Raw genomic sequence first — 24,594 nt, forward strand, 5'->3', positions numbered from 1 at the left:
GGACAAATCTTGTATTTCATACAACAATCTGTCCCAACCGCCAGATATCTAGGGGATCAAGTTGCAATCCGTACAACAATTAAGCCTATACAAGTGAGAAGCTTAAGAATTTGAATGCTCTTTGCAATCGATTAGGTGCGAGAAGTTGAATAAACCGCTCGTCACATAAGTGCCCGACCGGGTGCTTAATTGGTTGCAGTCTAGAATGCCTTTTGTATAACACAATTAAGAGTATGCTTCCGAAGCTGGTTTGGAACGAAGCCTAGTCAGGCAGCAGCTACTCTCAAAATTTTTAGGAGGCCTACAATGAATCTTGCCAGGTGGAAAGAAACAGGGTTAGGGCTGCTGGGCCGCGGAGTATTGGCCGCCTCAATGGTAGCAGGCAGCCTTCTGACCTTTGCGGGTACCACTCACGCCGATACCGGCGGGGCGATCCGGGTTGCGCTGTATGCCGATATTGGCAGCAAATATAAATCTACCGTACCGCTGGTCACGCTGCAGTCCGATTTGGGCTTCAGCCTGCTCTCGCAGGCCGGAACACCTCTATTGTCGGTTCCTGCCCAGAATAAAGTCCGTGTCAGTCTGGACGGCTACCGGGTGAAGGTGCTGGAAACGCCAACCTGGCAGGTGGCGGCGGATGCAGCCAAGAAGCTCCAGGCTACCTCCGATAAACCCCAGCTGTTTATGGCATCACGGGGCGGAGCCAAGGTGTATCAGCTATATACTGGAAGCTATGCCAGTGAAGCTGCCGCCAAAACGGGGCTGACCTCCGTGATGAAAGCCGGAGTAAGCCTTCCGGAAGGACAGACCCCGGCTGTTGCCGGGACCAAACATCTGTCCGCAGGTTCCTACGCGACTCTTGAGGAAGCGCAGGCGGTTGTCGGCAGCCTTACCGCTGCCGGGTTCGATGCCTGGCCGGTATTCGTGTCCGGAGAAGGCGGCAGTGCACGGACTGAAGTCTGGGTAGGCGAAGCGGCGAGTGACAGCGATCTTGCAGCGGTCTCTGCCTCGGCAGCTGCACTGCTCCCGCAGCTTGTTCTGTCGCCGGTGGCGGCAGGTACAGCGGGACTAATTATCCGGATGGACGCAGGACTTGATTTCAGCAGTGAAGTCCAGGCCTTTCATTATCTGTTATCCGGAAGCGACGCGAAGTTCACAGCCGCCGGCAATGAGAAGGGGATTCTGCTTACGGAGAGATCCAAGCGTACTTACCGAGGCAATCTGGAGCTGGGCAATCTGAACGGTTCATTGTCTGTAATCAACGTAGTGCCGCTGGAGCAATATCTGTATGCGGTTGTCGGCGGAGAGGTTTCATCCGGCTGGCCGGAAGAGGCGCTCAAAGCCCAGGCCGTTGCGGCGCGCAGCTATGCGCTGGCCCAGGGCAACCGCTTCGATGTAGCCAATGTTGTCGATACCACGCTGAGCCAGGTGTATAACGGCATAGGCGCTGAAGCTCCAGTCATTACCAAAGCAGTGGATGCTACTGCAGGTGAAGTGCTGATGAGCGGCGGCAAAATAGTAGAGGCCGTGTTCTCTTCCAACGGCGGCGGCGTTACTGCAGATCCGTCTGAAGTATGGAACAACGGCGGCGATACCTTCGTCAGTGTAGCCAGTGCCGAGGATGTTGCGGCAGTTGCTTCATCTAAAAAGTGGTATTATGTGCTGCTGAACAGCGGCATTTCCGGTTATGCCCGTGAAGACAATATCAAATTGACCGGGAACACAACGGCAGCCGGACTTCCGCTGGCTACGGCAACCACCAAGGATGTGAATATCCGGCCTTTGCCTATTATTGAGAGCAGTGTTACTCCCGCAGGCAAGCTGAACCCCGGCGATAACGCCGTAGTGCTGGGCCAGGTCTATGAATCCGGCAGCTACAGCTGGATCAAAGGGCCGTATACCTCGGCAGAGCTGCTCAAAAGCCTGTCCGGCAAAACAAGCAACGCTCTTCCGTCTTCCATAACCAGTCTCCAGGTGACTAAGCGCGGCCCTTCGGGGAGAGCGGTGGAAGTCAAGGCTAACGGCCAGATTCTGCAGGTGAAATACCCGGATCTGTTCCGTTCATCCTTTGGCGGATTGCCCAGTACTTTGTTTGATATTGTCCCGGCAGGCAGTTATACTGTACTAGGCGCTGACGGCACTACAGCCACAATTGGCAGTTCGACAAGCGCTGGAGTGCTCTCTGCAACCGGCAAAGTTACTGCAAATGGCAGCGGAACCGTAGTCATGGGTGCTGATCAATCTTCCAGAGTGGTCACCAGCAGTCCCGGATTCTATTTCATCGGCTGGGGCAACGGGCACGGCCTGGGCATGTCCCAATGGGGCGTAAAGGGCATGGCAGATAGCGGGTATGATTATCGTCAAATATTGCAACACTATTTTAATAACGTTACTATAGTTAAGGAATGAAGATCCCATCATGAATGTAGATAATTATGATTTTAATTTGCCGGAGGAACTGATTGCCCAGACTCCGCTTGCCGACCGCAGCTCATCCAGACTGCTGCTCGTAAAAAAGGAGAACGGTCAACTGGAACACGGGCATTTCACAGATATACTGCAGCAATTCCGTCCCGGAGATACACTGGTGTTGAATGATACGAGAGTTATTCCGGCCAGACTGTTCGGTGTCAAGGAGGATACCGGGGCGAAGGCAGAGGTTCTGCTGCTGAAGAATCTCGGTGAAGACCGCTGGGAAGCGCTGGTTAAGCCCGGCAAGAAGCTGAAGACCGGAGCGGTGATTATCTTCAGCGAAGAGCTTCGCGCCGTAGTAGAGGACGAAGCGGATATGGGCGGCCGGACGCTGCGCTTTATCTATCAGGGAATCTTCCAGGAGATACTGGACAGGCTCGGATCGATGCCGCTTCCTCCGTACATTAAGGAAACTCTGGATGACCGCGAACGTTATCAGACAGTCTACGCGCGGCATGAAGGATCGGCGGCCGCCCCTACGGCGGGACTGCATTTCACTCAAGAGCTGCTGGAGCAGATTGCAGCGGCCGGTGTGAATATCGCTTATATTACCCTGCATGTAGGTCTCGGCACCTTCCGTCCGATGTCGGTAGAAACCGTGGAAGAGCATGTGATGCATGCCGAATATTACGAATTATCCCAAGAGACAGCAGAGATGCTGAACTCCGCGAGAGCCAGAGGCGGAAGAATTATCGCTGTCGGCACCACCTCCTGCCGGACCCTTGAGACGGCCGGGAGACAAGCGGCGGGTGGACCGCTCAAGGCATCAAGCGGCTGGACGGATATTTTCATCTATCCCGGCTACGAATTTACTGTCGTCAATGCACTGATTACCAATTTCCATCTGCCGAAGTCTACTTTGGTCATGCTGGTGAGCGCTTTGGCCGGCCGGGAGCATATTCTCGCCGCCTATGAAGAAGCGATTAAGCAGCAGTACCGGTTCTTCAGCTTTGGCGATGCAATGTTCATTTATTAAGCAAGAGGAAGGGTTAAACCTATGGCAGCAATCACTTATGAACACATTAAGACCTGTAAGCAGTCCGGAGCACGGCTCGGAAGAGTCCATACTCCACACGGAATCATTGAAACACCAACCTTCATGCCGGTAGGCACACAAGCCACCGTCAAAACAATGAGCCCTGAAGAGCTTAAGCAAATGAATGCGCAGATTATTCTGAGTAATACCTACCATTTGTTCCTTCGTCCGGGCCATGAGATCATCGGCGAAGCCGGCGGTCTGCACAAATTCATGAACTGGGACCGGCCCATCCTGACTGACAGCGGCGGCTTCCAGGTATTCTCGCTGAGCGACATGCGTAAGATTACCGAAGAAGGCGTTCATTTCCGCTCTCATTTAAATGGGGACAAGAAGTTTCTCTCGCCGGAAGTAGCGATGGAAGTCCAGAATGCACTCGGTTCCGATATTATGATGGCCTTCGATGAATGCCCGCCTTATCCGGCAGAATATGAATACGTCAAAAAGTCACTTGAACGCACCACCCGCTGGGCAGAAAGATGCCTCAAGAGCCATGCACGTCCTAATGATCAGGGGCTGTTCGCAATCGTACAGGGGGGCATGCACGAGGATCTGCGCCGTCAGAGCGCGGCAGATTTGACTTCCATGGATTTCCCGGGGTATGCTATTGGGGGGCTCAGCGTCGGAGAGTCCAAGCAGCTAATGTATGAAGTGCTGGATTATACAGTTCCACTGCTGCCGCAAGGTAAACCACGCTATTTAATGGGCGTAGGTTCACCGGATGCGCTGCTGGAAGGGTCAATCCGCGGAATAGACATGTTCGACTGTGTTCTGCCTACCCGTATTGCCCGCAATGGAACGACGATGACCAGTCAGGGAAGACTCGTTGTACGCAACGCGCAGTATGCCCGTGATTTCGGGCCGCTTGATCCGGAGTGTGATTGCTATACCTGCCGGAATTATTCCCGCGCTTATTTGCGCCATCTGATCAAAGCCGACGAAACCTTCGGCTTGCGGTTAACGACATACCATAATTTACACTTCCTGCTGGAATTGATGCGTAAAGTGCGTGAAGCCATCATGGAAGATCGGCTGCTTGATTTTCGCGATGAGTTTTTTGCACAATACGGATTATATGATAATCTAAAAGGCTTCTAAAAGTACTGAGTGATGTATTAAAGTTTTTGGAAAGGGGGGAAATGATATGTCACATTTTCAACTGGCAGCAGCTTCAGGCGGAGGAGGCAGCATCCTTGGCCTGGTAGGTCCATTTGTACTTATGTTTGTTGTTTTCTACTTCCTGCTGATTCGTCCGCAGCAGAAGAAAACCAAAGCACGCAACGGAATGCTTAAGTCTTTGAAAAAAGGCGATAAGGTAGTTACTATCGGCGGTCTTCACGGAACAATTATGGAGATTTCTGATGACATCGTTGTATTGCGGGTTAATGACGTGACCCGATTGACCTTTGACCGGGGTTCGATCAGTCACTCTGTTGTGGAAGTAGAAGACAAAGATTGATTTGTCTGCACCAAATTACATAAAAACCGGCGTCTCTCGTAAGAGAACGCCGGTTTTTTTTGCATTATACAGTTCAAAGTCTAATGTTAACGCACATCCGTTGCCCGGCTGCGTACCCGCAGTCTCTCTTCCCCGCTGCGGAGGGTGAGTTTGGCAAGCTGCACTGCGACAGTTGTGGACAGTACAGCCAGCAAAGTGCCGCCGAGCATATCGGTCAGCCAGTGGATACCAAGATAGAATATTCCGAAGACGATAGCAACGGCCGAAATTGTACTGATCACCATCCAGCGGCGGTTGCCGGAACGGTAGGCCAGCAGCGCCATGGATACGGAAATGGCAGTATGCAGGCTGGGGAAGCAGTTGTTAAGACCCGACAGCGGCCGGTACTCCTGTTCAAACTTCGGAAAAACATCCAGCATGGTAAATCGCACCCCTGCGGGAAGATAGAACCACACCTCATTTACCGGAAAATACAGATAGAAGGGAATAGCAACGGCATAGGTTATCATGATCGTGTAGCAGGTCGCATAGAGCATCACGCGGTTCTTATCCAGCAGATAGATACCGAGCGAGGCGGCGAGGACCGATTGCAGCATGAAGATATAAAAGAAGACGATGATTGGGGTCAGCCAAGGCGTATAGAACAGCTCTTGCACATGTCTGACAAAGTGGCCCTCGAGACCAAAGACAAAGGCTGTGTAATCCGAAGTCAGGTGCATCTTCCGCTCGATCTGCAGCTCATATTTATTCAGAGCAAGCACGCTGAACATTCCTATAATAATCAGAGTGAATTTATAGGACCGCAGCAGCTCTCTCCCGATTTCAACTAGGGCCATTAGCGGATTGCGCCGGGCGCCGATCCAAATCAATACCACTACAATGGCAACGGTGTATACAACTACAAGATTCATGGACTGGTAAAGCAAAGCATTCAAAGCCTCCTTGATAAATCCCTCATATGAAGTCAGATGCACTCAGTGTAACATATTTTCAAGGATAGGTTTCAAATTTCGAAAAATTATATTAATTAGGATTTCTGCAAATTAACCCCAAATATTCCCCCGAGTGCGCCAATCCCTGCTGCAGCCAATACCCAAAGGAAATCAATCCCTGCCGGTGCGCTGTCCAGCGCCAGGAATCCGATCAGCAGAACAATCAATCCATAGAATGCGCCAGTGAGTGCTCCCTGATACCACCCTTTGCTTGAAGCTCTGCCGCCTGCGGTCAAGCCTCCGAAAGCGGCAGCTATGCCGTGAACAATATAGGTGTACATGGTAAGATCCTGTTCCTGCAGTCCGCTGCCCCAGAGCAGCAGGGAGAGAACGAATGCGCCCAGCAGCATCCACAGGAACGACCGGCATAAACCCGATAATACAGGACTAGATATTTTCCATGAGAATAGACGCCTAATTAACGACATGGTAAAACCTCCTAAAAGTTTGTTTGCATTACTTCCTGGACGGGCTCCTTACAAACTGGCTTGGAAAGCATAGGCTAAGTTTGTTTGCGTTACTTTCTGGTTGGGCTTTGAAAAAAAGTGTCCTGCCTGAGCTGGTACTAATCATTGTATGGGAAGGCTTGCCCCAATAGTACAAGAATGGCAGACTGGACTTTTACCAGTAATTAATCAGCAGGCTTCCGAATGTTCCCTTGGCAGGCAGGTCAGAATAGGGGTACATTAATCCGCCCGTTACGGCTCTCAGCCGCCGGGTGAGAAGCGGAAGGGGAGCGAAGAGAATATGTTGTTCCAGCATATTACTGCCCACATCTTTCTGACCGTGCTGATGTATATCTTCATTTTCCTGAGTATGCGGATCATGGGCAAACGGGAGATCGGCAAATTGTCGGTATTTGACCTCACGATTTCCATTATGATTGCTGAGATCGCTGTGTTTGTAATTGAAGATATCGAGCGGCCCATCTATGACGGGTTCGTGCCCATGGCAACGCTGGTTCTGATTCAGGTGTTGGTTGCACAGATCAGTCTGAAGAGCCGGAAGCTTCGCCTGCTGGTGGATGGCAAGCCGAGTATCCTCATCTCGGACGGTAAGCTCCACCGGGGCGAGATGCGTAAACAGAGATATAACATTGATGATCTGCTGCTGCAGTTACGCGGGCAGAACATAGACAGTCCGGCCGATGTAGAGTTTGCCATTCTTGAAACAAGCGGGCAGCTTACCGTGATTGAGAAGAATAAAGGTGTATCGTCGTCCAATCAGACCGGAAACAGCAGTTCAAGCGCTGAGCAGAAGGAGCAGAACAGCGGAGGCCAGGAGAGCTCCGGAGGTTCAGACAAATCAGACAAATCAGACAGTTCCGGTAAAGTTAAGCTTCCGAAGCACAAGATCCGCTACGAAGGCCTCCCGATTCCGCTGATAATGGACGGAAAGGTGCAGGACGACAACCTGGAGATGATCGGCAAGAACAGATTTTGGCTTAGAACCCAGATCCGCCAGAAGGGTGTCTCCGATTTCCGTGATGTTTTCCTATGCTCAATTGATCATAAGGGACAGATATATATTGACCCGATCGGCTCCAGATAAGGAGAAGATGTTAGCTGCGCCAGCGTTTGAAGAAGGGCACACGCTCCAGATCACGCCTGGAAATCAGGCCCGATAACAGGCAAATGCTAAAGTATACGCCCATCCCGCAGCCAGCTGCAGCCAGAAACTGTATCCACTGTGAGGAGGAGACGTGAACTGAGGTATAGACGTAAGACATTCCGGCAGCCATGATGATCGTAGCCGCTATAATTTTGACCGGATCCGACCATCTTAAGGACATGGCTGTCAGCCGGATAACACTGTATCCATGAAGTATAGTCACAAGGAGGCTATTGACAATAATGGCGATGATGGCTCCTTGAATCCCGTATTCCGGCCTGGAGGCGAGCAGCAGAATTAGCAGGATTTTGACGACCGCACCAATCAGTGTATTAATCAGTGCCTTGCCCGGGCGGTCCATTGCCTGAAGTGCAGCCTGCAGCGGGGCCTGGACATAGAGGAATAAAGCGAACGGTGCCATCATCCGAAGCATAGGTGCCGTATCCGCTGCATTGCCGTACATCAGTGTACATAACGGTACGGCAAGAACGTACATAACAGCAGCAAACGGAGCGCCCGTTACCATAGCCAGCCGCAGGGCCTGATGCATTCTTTTATGAATCGTGGGCAGGTCATTCCGGGCAGCTGCCTCGGATAAGGAAGGGACGAGGGACACGGCCAGCGAGGAGCTGAGCACACCCGGCAGCAGCAGCAGCGGGATAACCATTCCCTGCAGGGAACCATATTGTGCAGTTGCAGCTGCAGCAGCTATTCCGGCAAGTGCAAGGCTGCGCACAGTAATAATTGATTCGAGCAGATACGAAAAGGAACCGATCAGGCGTCCGGCGGTTACAGGTACAGAGATGCCGATCAGCCGGTTAAGTACACTCCCTGGTTGTCTCTGCGGTTCATCTCCGGACTCAGCAGAACTACCGGAAACAACCGTTCCGGCAGGAGGCGGAGCCTCATTCTTGTCCTTTTTGACGATATAATAATATTGCAGCAGCAGGGCCAGCATTCCGCCAATCTCACCCACAGTAACGCCCAGCATCGCACCTGCCGCCGCAAAAGCAATTCCTTTGGGGAGCAGCAGCCAGGAAAACCAAAGCATAAAGAAGATCCGGATGACTGATTCCAGCACAGAGGAAAACGCCGAGGGAAGCATATTCTGCCTGCCCTGGAAATATCCGCGGTAGATGGACGAAACGGCCACGATTGCAATCATTGGAGTCATGCTGACGAAGGTGTAATATACCCGCTGGTCTGTCAGAAGAACGCTTGATACCCAAGAGGAGCTGAGCAGAGCTACAATGGTGAAAAAAATACCCAGCGTCAGGCTGATTGCCAGGCCCGTATGCAGGATTTTGCGGGACTGCTCCGGCCGGTTCTCTCCTTCTGCTTCAGCAACCATTTTGGCAATTGCCAGCGGGAGCCCGCCGGTAATGACAGTTACCAGTACGATAAAGAACGGATATCCAAGCTGATATAGTCCTACTCCTTCGGCGCCGATGATCCGCGGCAAAGCAATCCGGGGAATAAAACCAAGCATCCGGTTAATGATGCCTGCAAATAACAGGATTAATGTTCCTTGTATAAAGGTCTGTTTCCTCAAAGGGCACTCCTTCTTCCCAAATTAGATGAAAACTTCCGGTTAATTTGTTCCTCTCCCAAGCAGGCTTGTATAAGGATATGCTGCTACAGGTCAACTCCATGACAAGCTTTCCATATGACAAGTTTTTGGCCGAAAGAAGGAAAGAGCGGCAGAGGGGTCGAATATTTATCTCTGAGCATACGTAACGGGGAATCTTTGGAGGTGTCAACACGTGGAATCGGAACAATGGAAATATGACGAGCTTAGTGAAGAAATCGAAGCCATGTGCATCAGCAAAGCGGAGGAATTCCGCCTCCTCGGCTATGAATATGTGACCGGTAAGGATATTTGGGATTGTGTCAGCCGTAATTATGTTAAGGAAGGAAGACCTCCTCTACATAAACTGGTCAATGATATTTATTCGCTGAAATCGGGCAGTTACATGAATTACCTGACCATTGCGGCCTACCGGGGGTTGAACTGACGGCCTAATTTGCCAAAAGGAACGATTTTCTTTTGCAAACGGCTACAGGAAGCAGTAAAGTAAGAGAAGAGTAATTCAACAGTTCCTATCCAAACGGATGGTTTGCGCCCAGAAGCAGAACCGGCCGTTTCTTTGTGTGAATCCGGCACCGTCATTCCTCTTGAATTGACGGTGATTTCGCACGTAGCTATAATAGGAATATTGAGTAATGAAAGGGGAACTAGCTAGAGCATGAAGAGAATGTTGAGCTTTATCATCACCGTGGTCGTTCTAACCGGCGTCATGGGATTTACAACTCCCGGGCTGCTGGACAAGGTCCGTCTAGGTCTTGACCTGAAGGGCGGATTTGAGATTCTGTACCACGCCGAGCCTATGGATACGGGAGGAACCCTGACCCGTGCTTCGCTGCAAAAAACAGCGGAGAGCCTGGAGAAACGGGCGAATGCACTCGGAACAAGCGAGCCTGAGGTTACAACCGAAGGTACGGACCGCATCCGTCTGAAGATTGCGGGCGTTACTGACGAAGCCGAGGTCCGCAAGAAAATGAAAGAACCGGCAGTTCTGACCTTCCGCAGTGCCGCTGATGGTGATGCACCCGGAGTCTTCAGCAAGATTGAACTGGTAGGCAGTGATTTTGTTGAAGGCGCGGCAGACGTGCAACGCGATAACCTCAACCGTCCGGAGATCAGCATCTCTATTAAGGACAAAGATAAATTTGCGGAAATTACCGAGCGTCTGCTGGGTAAGCAGCTCGCCATTTATCTGGATGAGACATTGTTGTCCGAGCCTCCGTATGTTAGGGCAGTCCTGACCGATGGTAAAGCTTCCATATCCGGGGGATATACACTGGATGAGGCCCGTGAGATTGCAGATACGATCAATCTCGGTGCATTGCCGCTGAAGCTTACGGAGAAGTATTCCCAGAGCGTAGGGGCAACACTTGGTAAACAGTCTCTTGATCAAACGGTTAAAGCAGGTATTGTAGGTTCCCTGATCATTCTGGTCTTCATGATGTTTATGTATCGTCTTCCGGGTGTACTGGCCAGCTTTGCGCTGATTCTTCATACCTGGCTGCTGATTCTGGTGTTCGTTATAGCCGATTTTACCTTGACCCTTCCCGGTATTGCCGCGTTCATTCTCGGTATAGGGATGGCGGTCGATGCCAATATCATTACCAATGAACGGATTAGGGAAGAAATGCGCAGCGGTAAGAGTATTTTGTCTTCCGTCAAAGCAGGTAACAAAACTTCATTCCGTACCGTTATGGACGCGAATGTCACTACGATCATTGTAGCGGCTGTCATGTTCGCCTTCGGTACAGGTGCGGTTAAAGGCTTCGCGCTGATTCTGATCGTGGAAATTGTACTTAGTATTGTAACAAACCTTTATTTTGCCCACTGGCTGCTGACAGTGCTGGTTAAAGCCGGCGCACTCAAAAAGCCGAAGCAATTTGGGGTAAAGGAGAGTGACATCAGTGCGCTTTAAGAAAGAGCTTGATTTCGTACATTTAAGCAAGTTTTTCTATATCTTCTCCATCGCCATTACGGTGGCTGGTCTGGTCTTTCTGGCGACCTTCGGCCTGAATTACAGCGTTGATTTCAAGGCCGGGTCCAACGTGGACGTCGCCCTCTCCAAGAGCATCACGCTGGCTCAGCTGCAGCCGGCGTTAGATGAAGCCGGGATTGGTCATGATCCTACCATTACCATCGGGGATCAGCGGGTTAACATCCGCTACGATGAAGAGCTGGATGATACTCAGAGTGAAACCCTGAAAACGGCAATTACCAAGATTGACGATCAGGCATCTTTCGAAGTCAACACAGTAGATACAGAGATGGCTAAGGAATTGGCCCGCAATGCGATCTATTCGGTGCTTCTGTCCAGTATCGGGATTATTATTTATGTGAGTATCCGTTTTGAATGGCGGTTCGCACTGGCATCCATCGTGGCGCTGCTCCATGATGCATTTATGGTTGTAGCGGTCTTCTCCATCTTCCGTCTGGAGGTAGACATAACCTTCATTGTCGCGGTGCTGACCATAATCGGTTATTCCATCAATGATACAATCGTTATCTTCGACCGGATCCGCGAGAACCTGCGGTTCGGTAAACAGAAGTCGTATGAGGATCTTAAGTCCCTGGTCAATAAGAGTGTGTCCCAGACCCTTATGCGCTCCCTGTATACAGCCTTTACGGTATTTATTGCCGCATTCTTCCTGCTGATTATGGGCGGAGAGTCGATCAAAATGTTCTCGCTTGCCATGGTAATCGGTTTGCTCTTCGGAGCCTATTCTTCGATCTTTATTGCAAGCCCGCTCTGGCTGCTGCTCAAGAAACGCCAGAAGACACCGGTAAAGAGCAACCCGGCCAAAGCCTAAAACTTAAGTTTCCCGGAAAGCCGTGTCACAAGCGACGCGGCTTTTCGGAATCTTTGGATCAGCATCTTAGCTGGTTTCATCATCATGAGATTACTTGCTAGTGGTAAGGAGGGCCTCGTTATGAATGACAAACAATTAGCTGCAAGAGACACCGTTGCCTGGACCGGAATCCTCAGTGATGTTGGGCTGGCTCTGGCCAAAGGCGCCTTCGGTTATCTTTCAGGCAGCAAAGCATTGATGGGGGATGCCATCTATTCCGGAGCAGATGCCGCCGCCAAGCTGGCAGGGGTTATTCCGTGGAACTCGAAGCAGAGTCACAAGTATGCAGCATCATCGGGCAGCCGGGCCGGTCAACGAAATAAAGAGCCGATGGCGGCCATTCTTTTTTCTGTGCTTATTCTTATGGGCGGGCTGCAGATTGCTTTCTCGGCCATTCGTGATTTAACCCGGGGACATTTATCGGCACCTGGGCAGTCGGCACTTGTAACCGTCTTGATTTGCATTGTGTTCAAAGAGGCTATCTTTCAATATCAATACCGTTATTATAAAAAAAAGAACGATGGCAGTCATGCCGCGTATGCGGATACCCACCGTTTCAGTCTATATACTTCCATAACCGTATTTATAGGTATTGCTCTGGCCATGACTGGCGGGTATTTCAATTGGCATCCTATGCTCTATATGGACCCGATTGCCGCACTGCTGACCGGATGTCTGGTTATCCGCAAAGGCTATTCTCTGATTATTTCCTCTGTCTACAGCAAAAAGATACAGGAGCTTCCTTCCGAAGAGGCCGCCAGCTTCATTGAGACCGTCCAGCGTGTGCATGGAGTCATCCGGGTGGAGCAGCTCAAGGCAATGGAGGAAGGCAGTTATGTGAATCTTCATGTCAAGATCAGCGTAAATCCGCGGATTAGCGTGATGGAAGCCCAGGATATCTCGGAATGCGCCCGGAAGCTGCTGCAGCACCGGTTCGTTCATGTAGGCGAGGTTCAAATGGATGTGGTGCCGTATGACCCGGGTTATCCCTATAAAAGCAACCATGAGCTCGTGGATAATGATATTCCCACGCTGCTTCAGTAGTCTGCAAGGTGAGAGAAAGGTGAGCTGTATTGCTTCATTCAAAAACAAGATGGCAATCTCCGGCAGCCGATCCCGAGAAAAACCGGGAACTGGCCCGGAGCCTTTCTATTTCTCCGCTTCTGTCCTCACTGCTCGTGCAAAGAGGCATGGATACTGCCGATAAGGCGCTGGTATTCATGGATGGCGGAGCGGAGGATAGTCATGATCCATTCCTGCTCAAAGGAATGGCCGAGGCTGTGCCACGGATTCGAAAGGCATTGCAAGATGAAGAACATATTCTGGTGTATGGCGATTATGATGCAGACGGGGTATCCAGTACTGCGCTGATGATCTTTCTTCTGCGTCATCTGGGCGCTTCTTTTGACATTTATATCCCCCATCGTTCCAATGAAGGCTACGGTCTGCATAATCATGCGCTCGACTGGGCGCTGCAGCAGGGAGTATCTCTCGTTATTACTGTGGATACTGGTATCAGTGCCTACGATCAGATTGCCTACGCTTCAGAGCTGGGCATTGATGTCATAGTCACAGATCATCATGAGCCGCCGGAGCTGCTGCCTGAGGCTTATGCACTCATTAATCCGAAACTGCCGGACTGCCCGTATCCTTTCAAGGGGCTGGCCGGAGTGGGTGTAGCCTACAAGCTGGCCGAGGCTCTTCTTGGCAGCGGAGTTCCTGAAGAATGGTGTGAGATAGCCGCGATCGGTACGGTTGCGGATCTGATGCCGCTGCTTGGGGAGAACCGGAGTCTAGTGCGCCGGGGGCTAACCAGCATGCGGAATTCGCCGTTTCCGGGAATCCGGGCGCTGCTCTCAGTCAGCGGAATTACGATGAGCACCGTAAGCGCTGTTAATATTGCCTTCGGCATGGCGCCGCGGATTAATGCCAGCGGAAGGCTGGATCATGCAGGCCGGGCGGTCACACTGCTCACTACCGCAGATGCTGAAGAGGCAGAACAATTTGCCGGTGAGCTTGACCTCCTGAATAAAGAACGTCAACTGGTCGTGGAGAGAATTGTAGGGGAAGCTACGGCCAAGCTGGAGCAGAGAATCAGTCAAACCGGGCTTCCGGATATTATTGTGCTGGCTGAGCAGGGCTGGAATGTCGGTGTTGTCGGGATTGTGGCCTCTAAGCTGCTGGAAAAATATTATCGTCCGGTTATTATTCTGGATATTTACCCGGATACAGGGATGTGCAAAGGCTCTGCCCGCTCGATCCCCGGGCTGGATATCTATGCGGCCTTGTCTTCATGTGCCGGATTGATGGACCATTTCGGCGGGCATCCGGCTGCGGCCGGAATGAGCCTGCCGCAGGACAAGCTTGAAGACTTTGATGCAGCGCTTAATGCATATGCTGCATCTATCCTGACACCAGAGGACTTTGTAGCCGTGACGGCTGCAGACGGTGAGGTCTCTATTGCTGATTTGTCACTCCAGGCTGCGCTTGAACTGGAGCGGCTTGCCCCTTTCGGGATGGCTAACCCGCTGCCGAGATTCATTCTGCGCGGAGCTGCTGTGAAGGAGACCCGCAAGATGGGTCAGGAAGGCAAACATCTGAGGCTTGTCCTGCAGCAGGATAAGGTGACGATCGAAGCGGTGGCCTTCGGCAAGGGATCGCTGGCTGATCTGCTGCCTGATGGTACAATCATTGATGTACTGGCGGAGCTGTCGGTGAATGAATGGAACGGCTCACGCAAGCCTCAGCTGATGCTGCAGGATCTTGCAGTGCCTGCCGCGCAGCTGTTCGACCTGCGCGGTGCTGCCGATGCGGTTAAGCAGGCAGCGCATATTCAGGAGCTGCTCCGTTCGTACAACGGCAGCAGTCCGGTTAAGACAGCGGCGGTATTTCAGAACAGCCGCAGATCTCCACTGCGCGAGCTGAAGGGCATGTCGCTGTGGGTCTACGATGAGGATGCCGGAATTTCACCGCTGCACCAGGGTGAGCCGGGGAATGACGAAGCAGAGATCACACTGCTCTGTCTGCTGGATATGCCGGAAACGCCGGAGCAGCTGGAAGCACTGTTCACTGCGTTTCCCCGCGCAGAGAATATTGCCCTGCTGCATTCGATCCGCGACGGCCGTGACCGGTTGCAGGTTCCTACGCGGGATCATTTCAAGTCATTATATAAATTGATCGCCTCGATCGCAGCAACCGCAACCCCCGAGCATGAAGTACTGCTGCGGCTCAGCCGCCAGTCTGCACTGGGTGTGCGCATGCTGGGCAGGATGCTTGATGTGTTCGCTGAGCTTGATTTCATTGAACGCAGCGGCGGCAGCATTACCTTTGTCACGCAGCCTGCCGCCAAGAGCCTGACGGCGTCAGAGCACTTCATCAGGCTGGGCAAGACTGCTGAAATGGAGCAGTATTTCATGGAGGGCAGCCGCGGCGAACTGCAGGAATTCATGCTGTCACGCCGGTTAGGCGCCTCGTAACGGGTGTAGTGTGTTTTCGGAGTAAGAGCTTTTACAGAGAATTCAGGTGAGGATAACCTATCCTCATAACTTTTAGGAGATGATACTTTTGGATTTCAAAGACAGTATTCGTGTGATTCCGGATTTCCCGCAGCCGGGAATCAGCTTTAAGGATATTACTACCCTGCTTAAAGACGGGGCCAAGTACCGTGCGGCTATTGATGAGCTTAAGGCTCTCGTTGCCCATCTGGAGATTGATGTCATTGCCGGACCGGAAGCGCGCGGTTTTGTAGTAGGCGCACCGCTGGCGTACGCACTGGGCGTTGGCTTCGTGCCCATCCGCAAAAGCGGCAAGCTTCCTTACGAGACGATTGAAGTGGGATACGATCTGGAATACGGCAAAGATACCCTTGCTGTACACACGGATGCTATCCAGCCGGGACAGAAGGTTCTGATTGCCGATGATCTGCTCGCTACCGGCGGCACGATCGCTACTTCGGTAAGCCTGGTGGAACAGCTTGGCGGACAGGTTGTCGGCGCTGCCTTCCTGATTGAGCTAACGGCTCTGGCCGGACGCAATAAGCTGTCGGATATTGAAGTGGTTACCCTGTTGACTTACGAGGATTAATTCGCCCGGACAACTTTTCCCGGGAAATATAAAGCGGACTGCTGTCGATTTAAGACAGCAGTCCGCTTTTTGTATTATAGGTTGAACGTGGTAAATGGTAAGAGGCTTAATGAGCGGATTTCTCTGTTTCCTGTTCATTGGACAAGCCAAGAACTTCAAACAGCTTGAAGAGCAAGGAGAGAAGCATACCGACGATAGTCGCCAATGCCATCCCTTTCAGCTGTACACCGCCAACCGTTAATGTGATGCCGCTAATACCTACCACCAGTACCAGAGTAGCCAGAATCATGTTGGTGGCTTTGGAGAAATCGACCTTCTGCTCTACGAAAATACGCAGGCCCGATGCGGCAATTACACCGAACAGCAGTAGTGAGACACCGCCCATGACCGGCTGCGGGATATTGGCAATGACCGACGAGAACGTTCCGGAGAACGAGAGCAGGATAGCGATCACTGCAGCGCCGCCGATTACGTATACCGAGTAGACTTTGGTAAGCGCCATAACGCCGATATTTTCACCATAAGTGGTATTCGGGGTGGAGCCCAGGAATCCTGAGAGTACCGTGGAAATCCCGTTACCCATCAGTGAGCGGTCCAGTCCGGGATCCTTGGTCAGGTCTTTGCCGACAATGTTGCTGGTAACCAGCAGGTGGCCGATATGCTCAACGATAACAACAAGCGATACAGGGATGATTGTGAAAATTACCGACCATTCGAAAGATGGGGTGATAATCGTTGGATGGGACAGGAAATGGGCTTCAGAGATAGCACCAGTATTTACCTGGCCCAGGATATAAGCGAGTACATAACCGGTAACGATACCGATGAGGATATGAATGATTTTGGGGAAGCCGCGGAATAACACGGAGCCGAGTACGGTAACGCCAAGCGTGACCATGGACAAGGTAATAGCTTTGCCATCCGGAATCCAGTCTGTGACGGCCACACCTTCAGGAGCGATCAGTCCGGCCATACGTGCTGCAACAGGAACGAGCTCCAGTCCGATGGTGGCTACGATAGCGCCCATAACCGCCGGAGGGAATACGACATTAATCCAGCCGGTGCCCGCATAACGAACGATCAAAGCGACTAGAATAAAAATAACACCGGTAACAATAAATGCGCCAAGTGCAAGCGAATATCCATGCTCATGATCGTCTGTGTGTTTAGCCAGGACCATAAGTACCGGCGAAATAAAAGCAAAGCTTGAGCCAAGATATGCGGGGATTTTGCCGCGGCAGATCCAAATGTAAAGCAATGTGCCGATACCATTCATCAGCAGGATCATGCCGGGATCTACCCCGAACAGGTTGGGAACAAGCACTGTGCTGCCGAACATGGCGAACAAATGCTGAAGACTCAGGAGGAAACCCGGGCCCCAAGGGAGTCTTTCGTTAACTTGAATTTCGCGTTGCAATGGAGTTCACTTCTCTTTCTGATCTAATTTGATGTAAGCCTGGCGCTAAAAAACCGCCTTTACTAGATTAAATAGATCGGCGCCTTTTTACAACAACATTTTTGCGCGCGCCACAAAATTGTCTTTTCTTGTCCCTTTCCCTTACAGGAATACCACGCTATGGCAAGTGTTGACGTAATCCTCCGTAAGCGTCATAATTATAGACAACTTTAATCTGTGCGTAGTGCAGTTTGGAACATATGGAACCTGCAAATTCTGCACGGCTTGCGGGTTCATTTTATTATAGAAGGGAAACGGATACGACGAGAATGGGCATAGAGCAATTAACCGAAAAGGCCGGCGCCTATATAAAAGAAAAAGATCTTCTCCGCATCCGGGAAGCTTATGAGTTTGCCGATCAGGCTCATCACGGGCAGGTTCGGAAATCGGGGGAGCCATACATTCTGCATCCGCTGGCGGTCGCAGATATTGTCGTCAATATGCAAATGGATGTTATATCTATTATTGCAGCGCTGTTACATGATGTTGTAGAAGATACGACGGTGTCACTGGACCAGATCCGCGCGAAATTTGGCGATACCTGCGCAATGCTGGTGGATGGTCTGACCAAGCTGGAACGCATCCGGTTCCGCTCCAAGGAAGAGCAGCAGAACGAGAATTACCGCAAAATGTTCATCGCTATGGCTCAGGATATCCGGGTCATTGTGATCAAGCTGGCGGACCGTCTGCATAATATGCGCACGCTCAAGTACCAGTCGGAAGAGAGCCAGCGCCGTATTTCCTATGAGACTCTGGAGATTTTTTGTCCCATTGCAGACCGTTTGGGGATCTCTGCGATTAAATGGGAGATGGAGGATATTGCCCTCCGTTATCTGAATCCGCAGCAGTACTACCGGATTGCCAATCTTGTACACAAGAAACGGGCAGAACGTGAGCAGTTTATCGACAGCGTTATCGGGCGGATCCGCGCCAAGCTGGATGAAATGGGCATCGAAGGCGATCTTTCGGGACGCCCGAAGCATATTTACAGTGTCTATAACAAGATGAGCACCAAGAACAAGCAGTTCAACGAAATTTATGACCTGCTGGCCATCCGCATTATCGTCGACAATATTAAGGATTGTTATGCTACCTTAGGAATTATCCATACTCTTTGGAAGCCGATGCCTGGCCGGTTCAAGGATTATATCGCCATGCCCAAAGCGAATATGTATCAGTCTTTGCATACAACGGTAGTGGGTCCCGGCGGGGAGCCTACTGAAGTGCAGATCCGTACCTGGGAGATGCACCGCACTGCCGAATTCGGGATAGCCGCGCATTGGGCGTATAAGGAAGGCAGCAGCAACAATGTGAATCCGGAGAACCGGATGCCATTCTTCCGCGAGATTCTGGAGCTGCAGCATGAAGCCAAGGATGCGGAGGAATTCGTGGAGTCGCTCAAAATGGACTTTTTCTCCGACCTCGTCTTCGTGTTCACGCCTAAGGGTGAGGTTGTAGAGCTGCCTGCAGGCTCTGTGCCGCTTGACTTCGCGTTCCGCATCCATACAGAGGTCGGCAACCGGACGATCGGCTCCAAGGTCAACGGGCGCATCGTACCGCTCGACCATAAGCTGAAGACCGGGGATATCGTGGAGATCCTGACCTCGAAGAACTCGTACGGGCCGAGCCGTGACTGGCTGAAGATTGCCCAGTCTTCACATGCACGCAGCAAGATTAAGCAATGGTTCAAGAAGGAGAAGCGGGAAGAGAACGTTGAAAAGGGCCGTGAAGCGATCGAACGCGAGCTGAAGCGCCTGAACGTGGAGATCTCTGACTGGCTGACGGAAGATAAATTGTCAGAAGCGGCGAAGAAATTCGCCTTTAATGATGTAGAGGATATGCTCTCCGCAGTAGGCTTTGGCGGGATTACAGCCGCGCAGATTGCCTCCAAGCTGACCGAGAAGCTGCGTAAGGACCAGGAAGATGCTGCCGGTCATCTGGAGCTGACTTCTGAGATGAAGGAGATCAAATCCAGCGGGGAGAAGCGCAATCAGCCGACCAACGGTGTGCGTGTCAAAGGGATTGATAATCTGCTTGTACGCTTCGCACGATGTTGTAATCCCGTGCCGGGCGACGATATTATCGGTTATGTAACCCGCGGACGCGGCGTATCCGTGCACCGTGAGGATTGTCCGAACATTCCGGGTGAAGGGGACGGGGAGGAATCAGCCCGTGTCATCGAAGTGGAATGGGAAGGCAGCATGGAGGCCAACTATAGCGTCGATATTGAGATTACGGGCCATGACCGCAACGGACTGCTGAATGAAGTGCTGCAGGCGGTGTCGGAGAGCAAGACCAATATCTCGGCGGTTACGGGACGCTCTGACAAGAACAAGATGGCGATGATTCATATGACGATTCTGATCCGCAACACCGATCATCTGCAGTCAGTAGTGGATAAGGTCAAGCGTGTGAAGGATGTATATACAGTTAACCGCATTATGCAATAAGGCTTGAAGGCAACAAGGCAAGGAGCTGAAGGATGGTATGAGAGTGGTTGTACAACGCTGCAGGGATGCGAGTGTTACGGTGGACGGAACAGTGACCGGAGCAATTGGGGAGGGCCTGATGCTGCTGGTCGGCGTAACCCATGAGGATACGGAGAAGGATGCCAAGTATTTGGCTGACAAGGTAGCCGGACTGCGGATTTTTGAGGATGACGCCGGTAAAATGAACTTCAGCGTAACGGATGCCGGAGGCAGCGTCCTGTCCGTGTCCCAGTTCACCCTGTACGGGGACTGCCGCAAAGGCCGGCGGCCCAATTTCATGGCTGCCGCGGCTCCGGCAGAGGCCGAGCGGCTCTACGACTACTTCAACCAGGAGCTGCGCAGAGGCGGGCTTCAGGTGGAGACCGGTATTTTTGGAGCGATGATGGACGTCTCCCTGACGAACTGGGGACCGGTTACCCTGCTGCTGGACAGCCGGGGATAGGCCTTGAATGAGGCGCAGCAGAGCGGGCTTAATATGCCGGTCTAATTTTACAGCTTGATGTGAGGACTCCACGTTGTGGGGTCTTTTTTGATATAGGATAGCGGACTGCCCTGCTGGATAAACTAGTGATGAACGAATTATATTCACAAGTTGCGGGGAGTCAGTAGCATGAGACAATCACAGAAAGCATGGATATGGAACAGTATACAGGGCCATACGGCGGGGTCGATGACAGAAGCTTCCGCAACGGCAAGGGGGGCCGGGGAGCAGAGGGATCTGCAGGTGCTGAAGGGAACAAGCCGAAATCTTCTGCCGCGAACGTAATGAGTGCGGGGAAGGCGGCTTATTTCTGTGTTTTTTGGAGCGTACAAATGGTGTTTAGCCGGCGGGAATTCGCGAAACCTGTGAGGGCTCGTTAGAAAGCCGGGGAATGCGGGTAATAGAATGACGAGAACAGAATAGCGTAGAGAGGAGAAATTAATCTCAATGAGTAAAGTAGCATTTCTGCTCGCTAATGGTTTTGAAGATTCCGAAATGAAGGTGCCTTATGAAGAAGTACTGCAGGCAGGACATCAGGCAGAGATTATTGGTCTGAAGAAAAATGAGACCCTGCTCGGTAAAAAAGGCAGCGTGTCTTATGCCGCCGACAAAGCGGTCAGCGAGGTAAAAGCCGGAGATTATGATGCTGTAGTCATCCCGGGCGGATCTTCGCCGGAGAACCTTCGTCTTGACCAGGATATCCTGCAATTTGTAAAAGATGCGGACAGTGCCGGCAAGCCTATAGCAGCCATCTGTCACGGGCCGCAGATTCTGATCAGTGCCAATCTGGTACAAGGCCGCACGCTTACCTCCTATCCGCCGCTGAAGGATGATCTCATCAATGCCGGTGCGGAATTCAAGGATGAAGAGGTCGTCGTGGACGGCAATTATATTACTTCACGCACACCCAAGGATGAGCCCGCATTTGTGCGTGAGCTGCTTAAGGTGTTGTAATACATTTAAACAAACCACTGGGAGGGATTGACAATGACTAAAAGAATCCAAGCCTATTTCAGCACGGAAGATGCAGCGGAAGGTGCCAAGACTGCACTGATTCCATACGGTGTGGAAGGAATTGAAGTGTCGGCGCTGACAGATCCTCTGGATACGGGCGGAAACAACCGCCGCAATATTCTGATTCCGCTGGCTCCCTACAATACTTCGGCTACAGCTGCCGGAGGGGTCTACGCAGCAGGGGGCGCGACAGGGCCGCTTACCGGAGCAGCTATTGTGCCTGGAGTTACTGTTGATGATGATCTGGGCCGGACAGATGATGAACGTACGGCGGGAGAGGTTCACAGCGGCTCTGATTTGAAAAACAGCGATCTGGAGAACCTGCATTACGTCATGGATCTCAAAGTGGCCGAGAATCACTACAATGAGGTTGTGGAGGTTCTGCGCGGCAAACAGGCTTATGTGGAGATTTTTGATTAAGCAGGAGGCCCTGCTTAGTCCGGATAACCAATTCAGCTCCAGTCCTCCCTCAGGGAGAGGCTGGAGCTGTTTATTTACCCGCAGGGCAGCGGAAACTGCATGAATTCTCTAGACAGGGAATAGGGTTGTAGTGTAACCTGTTGTGTAGGGTTTAGACACAGGCATGGACCACTCAATAAAACGCTTTCTTTTCTGTAATGCAACTGTAATATTACATTCATGATTCCTTAATATAGCGTGTTTATAATAGAAGCATGACCCCCTTTTTTATAATATATGATGATGGACCTGCAGCAATCGGCTGCAGGTCATTTTTTTGAAATCTAAGAATTTACATGCTTCGCGCTATAAATTATCCTTCTATTTCTCGCTGAAACGGTTCCGTCCTTATACAAGGACAGCAAAACTGTTTCCACTTGTTTACAATATCAGAATCTACATGTTTCGGGTCCCCGCAAAGTACCTGAGTCATCTATCTACGCCAAAGCCCCGTTTTGTGTGGGGATTTTAGAGGGGATTTGTGACTTATTGCGGCTGTAGCGGGTATGCTTGGAGCCGAAGGGCGTCAGTAATCGGTAGCGTGAAGCAGACCGTGAAGCGGATCGTCTAGCGGACCGTGAAGCGGACTGAGAAGCCCTTATTTTCCATAAAAGCTTACGCTAGAGGATGAAACGGACTGAGATTCCGTTATCTTGTTCATTCCAGCTCGAAATGAGGCATCTCTGGACACATAACGGAATCTCAGTCCGCTTGCCCCGCGATTTTGCTGGATTTGTTCAAATAGCGGAATCTCTGTCCTCCTGGCTGGCAGGTAATCCTGAGGAGCCGCGCCCAGTTCTTGCGCAGGCCATGTGCGCTTGCACAGCTCCGGCTGATTCACCCTGGCTGCGGGCCGGGATACTCAATTCAATTCATTCCTTGACTTTAGCGCAGTGGTTCAGTAGAATCTAACAATATACGGTATGTTATATTGTTTTGATGACGGGACCAAGTAATCCGTAACCCACAACCCCAGAGAGGAATCCCGCTGATCCGGCGGCTGTCCAAGATAAGGACGGCAACACCTGATCCGCACGGCTGTAAGGATTCTGTTGATGAACGGATGAATGACCTCCCCGAGAACGCACGGCGAAAGCAGGCAGCAGCAGGTTGCCTTAGAGTCAGTAGCCGATTGCGCGTAGGCGGGCGTTAACCGCTTAGAGCGGATTTGGAGCAGCGCAGCTGCTTAAGTCCGGAATGTGGGTGGTACCACGGGTGAATTATTGGTTATGATAATCCCTCGTCCCTGTTTGTAATTAAACAGGGCGGGGGATTTTTTGTTGTTTTTAGAAGCAGAGACAATGGGTTCCATGAGGAGTAAGAGGGGTTATTTTCAGGAGGGATAGGCTGTGGCTAAAGAAAGATTCGAGAAACCAACCGGTACGCAGGATGTGCTTCCGGGTGCAGTGGAGAAATGGCAGTACGTTGAGGGCAAAGCAAGAGATCTCTGCCGCCGCTTCAACTACCGGGAGATCCGCACACCGCTGTTCGAGCACACCGGGCTGTTTGAGCGTGGTGTAGGCGAGACAACGGATATTGTAGAAGGGGAAATGTATACCTTCAAGGACAAAGGCGACCGCGATCTGGCACTGCGTCCCGAAGGGACTGCAGGCGTCGTACGGGCGTACGTGCAGAACAAGCTCTATGGTGAGCCGGATGTCAGCAAGCTGTATTATATCGGCCCGATGTTCCGCTACGAACGTCCGCAGGCAGGCAGATACCGCCAGTTCCACCAATTCGGTATTGAAGCCTTCGGTGCAGTGGACCCGGCAATCGATGCGGAAGTGATTTCGCTCGGGTACCAGTTCTATCTTGATCTGGGGCTGAAGGATGTCAGAGTGGAGCTGAATTCCGTGGGTAACGCGCCTAGCCGCGCGGCGTACCGGGAGAAGCTGCTGGATTTCCTGAGACCGATGAGAGAGAGCCTGTGCAGCGACTGCCAGCGCCGGATGGAACGCAACCCGCTGCGCGTGCTGGACTGCAAGGTCGATCAGGATAAATTCGGCGGGGCCCCGTCTATTCTGGACAGTCTGGATGAGGAGTGCACAGAGCATTTTGCCAAGGTAAAAGGCCATTTGGACGTGATGGGCGTGGAGTACAGCATTAACCCCCGCCTGGTACGCGGTCTGGATTATTACACGCATACAGCGTTTGAGTATAAAGCGGCAGGCATCGGCTCCATCGACACGGTGGGCGGCGGCGGCCGGTATAACGGCCTGGTGGAAGAGATCGGCGGACCGGATCAGCCGGGTATCGGTTTCGGGATCGGCCTTGAGCGTATTCTGCTGATTCTGGAGAATCAGGGGGTAGAGCTGGAAGCAGTGAAGCCGCTGGATGTGTACTTTGTCGCACTCGGTGAAGCCGCAGATCTGGAGATCACGAAGCAGCTGTTCCATCTGCGCAGCCTGGGCTTCTCCGCAGAACGCGATTACCTGGGGCGGAAGATGAAGGCACAGATGAAGTCGGCGGACCGCATGTCGGCCCGGTATACGGCGATTCTTGGCGAAGATGAGCTCAGCAGCGGCGTTATCGCCCTGAAGTCGATGGAAACCGGCGAGCAGCGGACCGTTAAGCTGGAAGAGCTGGCGCAGGCGCTGAATTAGGATTTAAG

At 51.8% G+C, this 24,594-nt stretch carries 21 protein-coding genes; 17 read left to right on the forward strand and 4 right to left on the reverse strand.

Annotated features, from left to right (window positions below):
- Positions 1-306: 306 nt before the first annotated feature.
- Genes NSQ73_RS05535 through yajC form a run of 4 tightly spaced genes read left to right on the forward strand, consistent with a single transcriptional unit; the run spans position 307 to position 4,967 of the window.
- Positions 307-2,409 carry a SpoIID/LytB domain-containing protein gene (locus tag NSQ73_RS05535; protein ID WP_340985664.1) on the forward strand — a complete coding sequence of 701 codons (2,103 nt, stop codon included), beginning with the start codon at positions 307-309 and terminating at the stop codon, positions 2,407-2,409.
- 10 nt (positions 2,410-2,419) lie between these two features.
- On the forward strand, positions 2,420-3,448 hold the full coding sequence (gene queA, locus NSQ73_RS05540; protein ID WP_340985665.1) for a tRNA preQ1(34) S-adenosylmethionine ribosyltransferase-isomerase QueA: 1,029 nt from the start codon (positions 2,420-2,422) through the stop codon (positions 3,446-3,448).
- Positions 3,449-3,469: 21 nt separating this feature from the next.
- Positions 3,470-4,606 (forward strand): tRNA guanosine(34) transglycosylase Tgt, encoded by a 1,137-nt coding sequence (gene tgt / locus NSQ73_RS05545; RefSeq protein ID WP_042139546.1) that lies wholly within the window; start codon positions 3,470-3,472, stop codon positions 4,604-4,606.
- A 46-nt stretch (positions 4,607-4,652) separates the two neighbouring features.
- The gene (gene yajC, locus NSQ73_RS05550) at positions 4,653-4,967 is read left to right on the forward strand and encodes a preprotein translocase subunit YajC (protein WP_340985666.1); all 315 of its coding nucleotides are present in this window, start codon (positions 4,653-4,655) and stop codon (positions 4,965-4,967) included.
- Positions 4,968-5,053: 86 nt separating this feature from the next.
- Here yajC and NSQ73_RS05555 read toward each other — a convergent pair whose 3' ends face one another.
- Complete coding sequence (locus NSQ73_RS05555) at positions 5,054-5,902, reverse strand: phosphatase PAP2 family protein (protein ID WP_340985667.1); 849 nt, start codon at positions 5,900-5,902, stop codon at positions 5,054-5,056.
- Positions 5,903-5,994: 92 nt separating this feature from the next.
- Complete coding sequence (locus NSQ73_RS05560; RefSeq protein WP_039294476.1) at positions 5,995-6,387, reverse strand: TIGR04086 family membrane protein; 393 nt, start codon at positions 6,385-6,387, stop codon at positions 5,995-5,997.
- A gap of 322 nt (positions 6,388-6,709) precedes the next feature.
- Here NSQ73_RS05560 and NSQ73_RS05565 point away from each other — a divergent pair, with 322 nt between their 5' ends.
- Entirely contained in the window at positions 6,710-7,510 is an 801-nt protein-coding gene (locus NSQ73_RS05565) for a YetF domain-containing protein (RefSeq protein WP_445669653.1), read from the forward strand.
- A 10-nt stretch (positions 7,511-7,520) separates the two neighbouring features.
- Here the strand turns inward: NSQ73_RS05565 and spoVB are convergent, their stop codons facing one another.
- Complete coding sequence (spoVB, locus tag NSQ73_RS05570; protein ID WP_340985669.1) at positions 7,521-9,122, reverse strand: stage V sporulation protein B; 1,602 nt, start codon at positions 9,120-9,122, stop codon at positions 7,521-7,523.
- Between the two features lie 211 nt (positions 9,123-9,333).
- On the opposite strand from spoVB, the gene NSQ73_RS05575 reads away from it, so the two are divergent.
- The 6 genes from NSQ73_RS05575 (at position 9,334) to NSQ73_RS05600 (ending at position 16,084) form a co-directional block, all read left to right on the forward strand.
- Positions 9,334-9,585, forward strand: a complete 252-nt coding sequence (locus tag NSQ73_RS05575; protein WP_340985670.1) for a post-transcriptional regulator — start codon at positions 9,334-9,336, stop codon at positions 9,583-9,585.
- Between the two features lie 231 nt (positions 9,586-9,816).
- Positions 9,817-11,070, forward strand: a complete 1,254-nt coding sequence (secD, locus tag NSQ73_RS05580; RefSeq protein ID WP_039294486.1) for a protein translocase subunit SecD — start codon at positions 9,817-9,819, stop codon at positions 11,068-11,070.
- Complete coding sequence (gene secF / locus NSQ73_RS05585; RefSeq protein ID WP_340985671.1) at positions 11,060-11,962, forward strand: protein translocase subunit SecF; 903 nt, start codon at positions 11,060-11,062, stop codon at positions 11,960-11,962. The genes secD and secF overlap by 11 nt, the downstream gene beginning before the upstream one ends.
- 120 nt (positions 11,963-12,082) lie before the next feature.
- The gene (locus tag NSQ73_RS05590) at positions 12,083-13,045 is read left to right on the forward strand and encodes a cation diffusion facilitator family transporter (protein WP_340985672.1); all 963 of its coding nucleotides are present in this window, start codon (positions 12,083-12,085) and stop codon (positions 13,043-13,045) included.
- Positions 13,046-13,074: 29 nt separating this feature from the next.
- Entirely contained in the window at positions 13,075-15,477 is a 2,403-nt protein-coding gene (recJ, locus tag NSQ73_RS05595; RefSeq protein ID WP_340985673.1) for a single-stranded-DNA-specific exonuclease RecJ, read from the forward strand.
- 88 nt (positions 15,478-15,565) lie between these two features.
- Complete coding sequence (locus NSQ73_RS05600; protein WP_039294499.1) at positions 15,566-16,084, forward strand: adenine phosphoribosyltransferase; 519 nt, start codon at positions 15,566-15,568, stop codon at positions 16,082-16,084.
- 106 nt (positions 16,085-16,190) lie between these two features.
- Here the strand turns inward: NSQ73_RS05600 and uraA are convergent, their stop codons facing one another.
- A complete protein-coding gene (uraA, locus tag NSQ73_RS05605; RefSeq protein ID WP_171720876.1) occupies positions 16,191-17,501 on the reverse strand; it encodes a uracil permease in 1,311 nt (436 codons plus the stop codon).
- Positions 17,502-17,809: 308 nt separating this feature from the next.
- On the opposite strand from uraA, the gene NSQ73_RS05610 reads away from it, so the two are divergent.
- From NSQ73_RS05610 to hisS, 6 genes are all read left to right on the forward strand, one after another.
- Positions 17,810-19,990, forward strand: coding sequence for a RelA/SpoT family protein (locus NSQ73_RS05610; protein ID WP_171720877.1), 2,181 nt, complete (start codon positions 17,810-17,812; stop codon positions 19,988-19,990).
- Between the two features lie 37 nt (positions 19,991-20,027).
- On the forward strand, positions 20,028-20,471 hold the full coding sequence (gene dtd / locus NSQ73_RS05615; RefSeq protein ID WP_340985675.1) for a D-aminoacyl-tRNA deacylase: 444 nt from the start codon (positions 20,028-20,030) through the stop codon (positions 20,469-20,471).
- A 168-nt stretch (positions 20,472-20,639) separates the two neighbouring features.
- Positions 20,640-20,795, forward strand: coding sequence for a hypothetical protein (locus NSQ73_RS05620; protein WP_156118723.1), 156 nt, complete (start codon positions 20,640-20,642; stop codon positions 20,793-20,795).
- Positions 20,796-20,957: 162 nt separating this feature from the next.
- The gene (locus NSQ73_RS05625; protein ID WP_340985676.1) at positions 20,958-21,464 is read left to right on the forward strand and encodes a type 1 glutamine amidotransferase domain-containing protein; all 507 of its coding nucleotides are present in this window, start codon (positions 20,958-20,960) and stop codon (positions 21,462-21,464) included.
- Between the two features lie 33 nt (positions 21,465-21,497).
- Positions 21,498-21,944 (forward strand): hypothetical protein, encoded by a 447-nt coding sequence (locus NSQ73_RS05630; RefSeq protein WP_039294513.1) that lies wholly within the window; start codon positions 21,498-21,500, stop codon positions 21,942-21,944.
- A 1,388-nt stretch (positions 21,945-23,332) separates the two neighbouring features.
- Positions 23,333-24,586 carry a histidine--tRNA ligase gene (gene hisS / locus NSQ73_RS05635; RefSeq protein WP_340985677.1) on the forward strand — a complete coding sequence of 418 codons (1,254 nt, stop codon included), beginning with the start codon at positions 23,333-23,335 and terminating at the stop codon, positions 24,584-24,586.
- Positions 24,587-24,594 lie beyond the last annotated feature (8 nt).

Origin of the sequence: Paenibacillus sp. FSL R10-2736 (genome assembly GCF_038000245.1) — a bacterium.
Taxonomy (GTDB): Bacteria; Bacillota; Bacilli; order Paenibacillales; family Paenibacillaceae; genus Paenibacillus_AQ; species Paenibacillus_AQ phytohabitans.

Bases quoted from the DNA above. Each gene is read 5' to 3' on its own strand.
- NSQ73_RS05535 (WP_340985664.1), top strand. From the start codon at position 307: ATGAATCTTGCCAGGTGGAAAGAAACAGGGTTAGGGCTGCTGGGCCGC.
- queA (WP_340985665.1), top strand. From the start codon at position 2,420: ATGAATGTAGATAATTATGATTTTAATTTGCCGGAGGAACTGATTGCC.
- tgt (WP_042139546.1), top strand. From the start codon at position 3,470: ATGGCAGCAATCACTTATGAACACATTAAGACCTGTAAGCAGTCCGGA.
- yajC (WP_340985666.1), top strand. From the start codon at position 4,653: ATGTCACATTTTCAACTGGCAGCAGCTTCAGGCGGAGGAGGCAGCATC.
- NSQ73_RS05560 (WP_039294476.1), bottom strand. From the start codon at position 6,387: ATGTCGTTAATTAGGCGTCTATTCTCATGGAAAATATCTAGTCCTGTA.
- secD (WP_039294486.1), top strand. From the start codon at position 9,817: ATGAAGAGAATGTTGAGCTTTATCATCACCGTGGTCGTTCTAACCGGC.
- NSQ73_RS05590 (WP_340985672.1), top strand. From the start codon at position 12,083: ATGAATGACAAACAATTAGCTGCAAGAGACACCGTTGCCTGGACCGGA.
- NSQ73_RS05610 (WP_171720877.1), top strand. From the start codon at position 17,810: ATGGGCATAGAGCAATTAACCGAAAAGGCCGGCGCCTATATAAAAGAA.
- dtd (WP_340985675.1), top strand. From the start codon at position 20,028: ATGAGAGTGGTTGTACAACGCTGCAGGGATGCGAGTGTTACGGTGGAC.
- NSQ73_RS05620 (WP_156118723.1), top strand. From the start codon at position 20,640: ATGAGACAATCACAGAAAGCATGGATATGGAACAGTATACAGGGCCAT.
- NSQ73_RS05625 (WP_340985676.1), top strand. From the start codon at position 20,958: ATGAGTAAAGTAGCATTTCTGCTCGCTAATGGTTTTGAAGATTCCGAA.
- NSQ73_RS05630 (WP_039294513.1), top strand. From the start codon at position 21,498: ATGACTAAAAGAATCCAAGCCTATTTCAGCACGGAAGATGCAGCGGAA.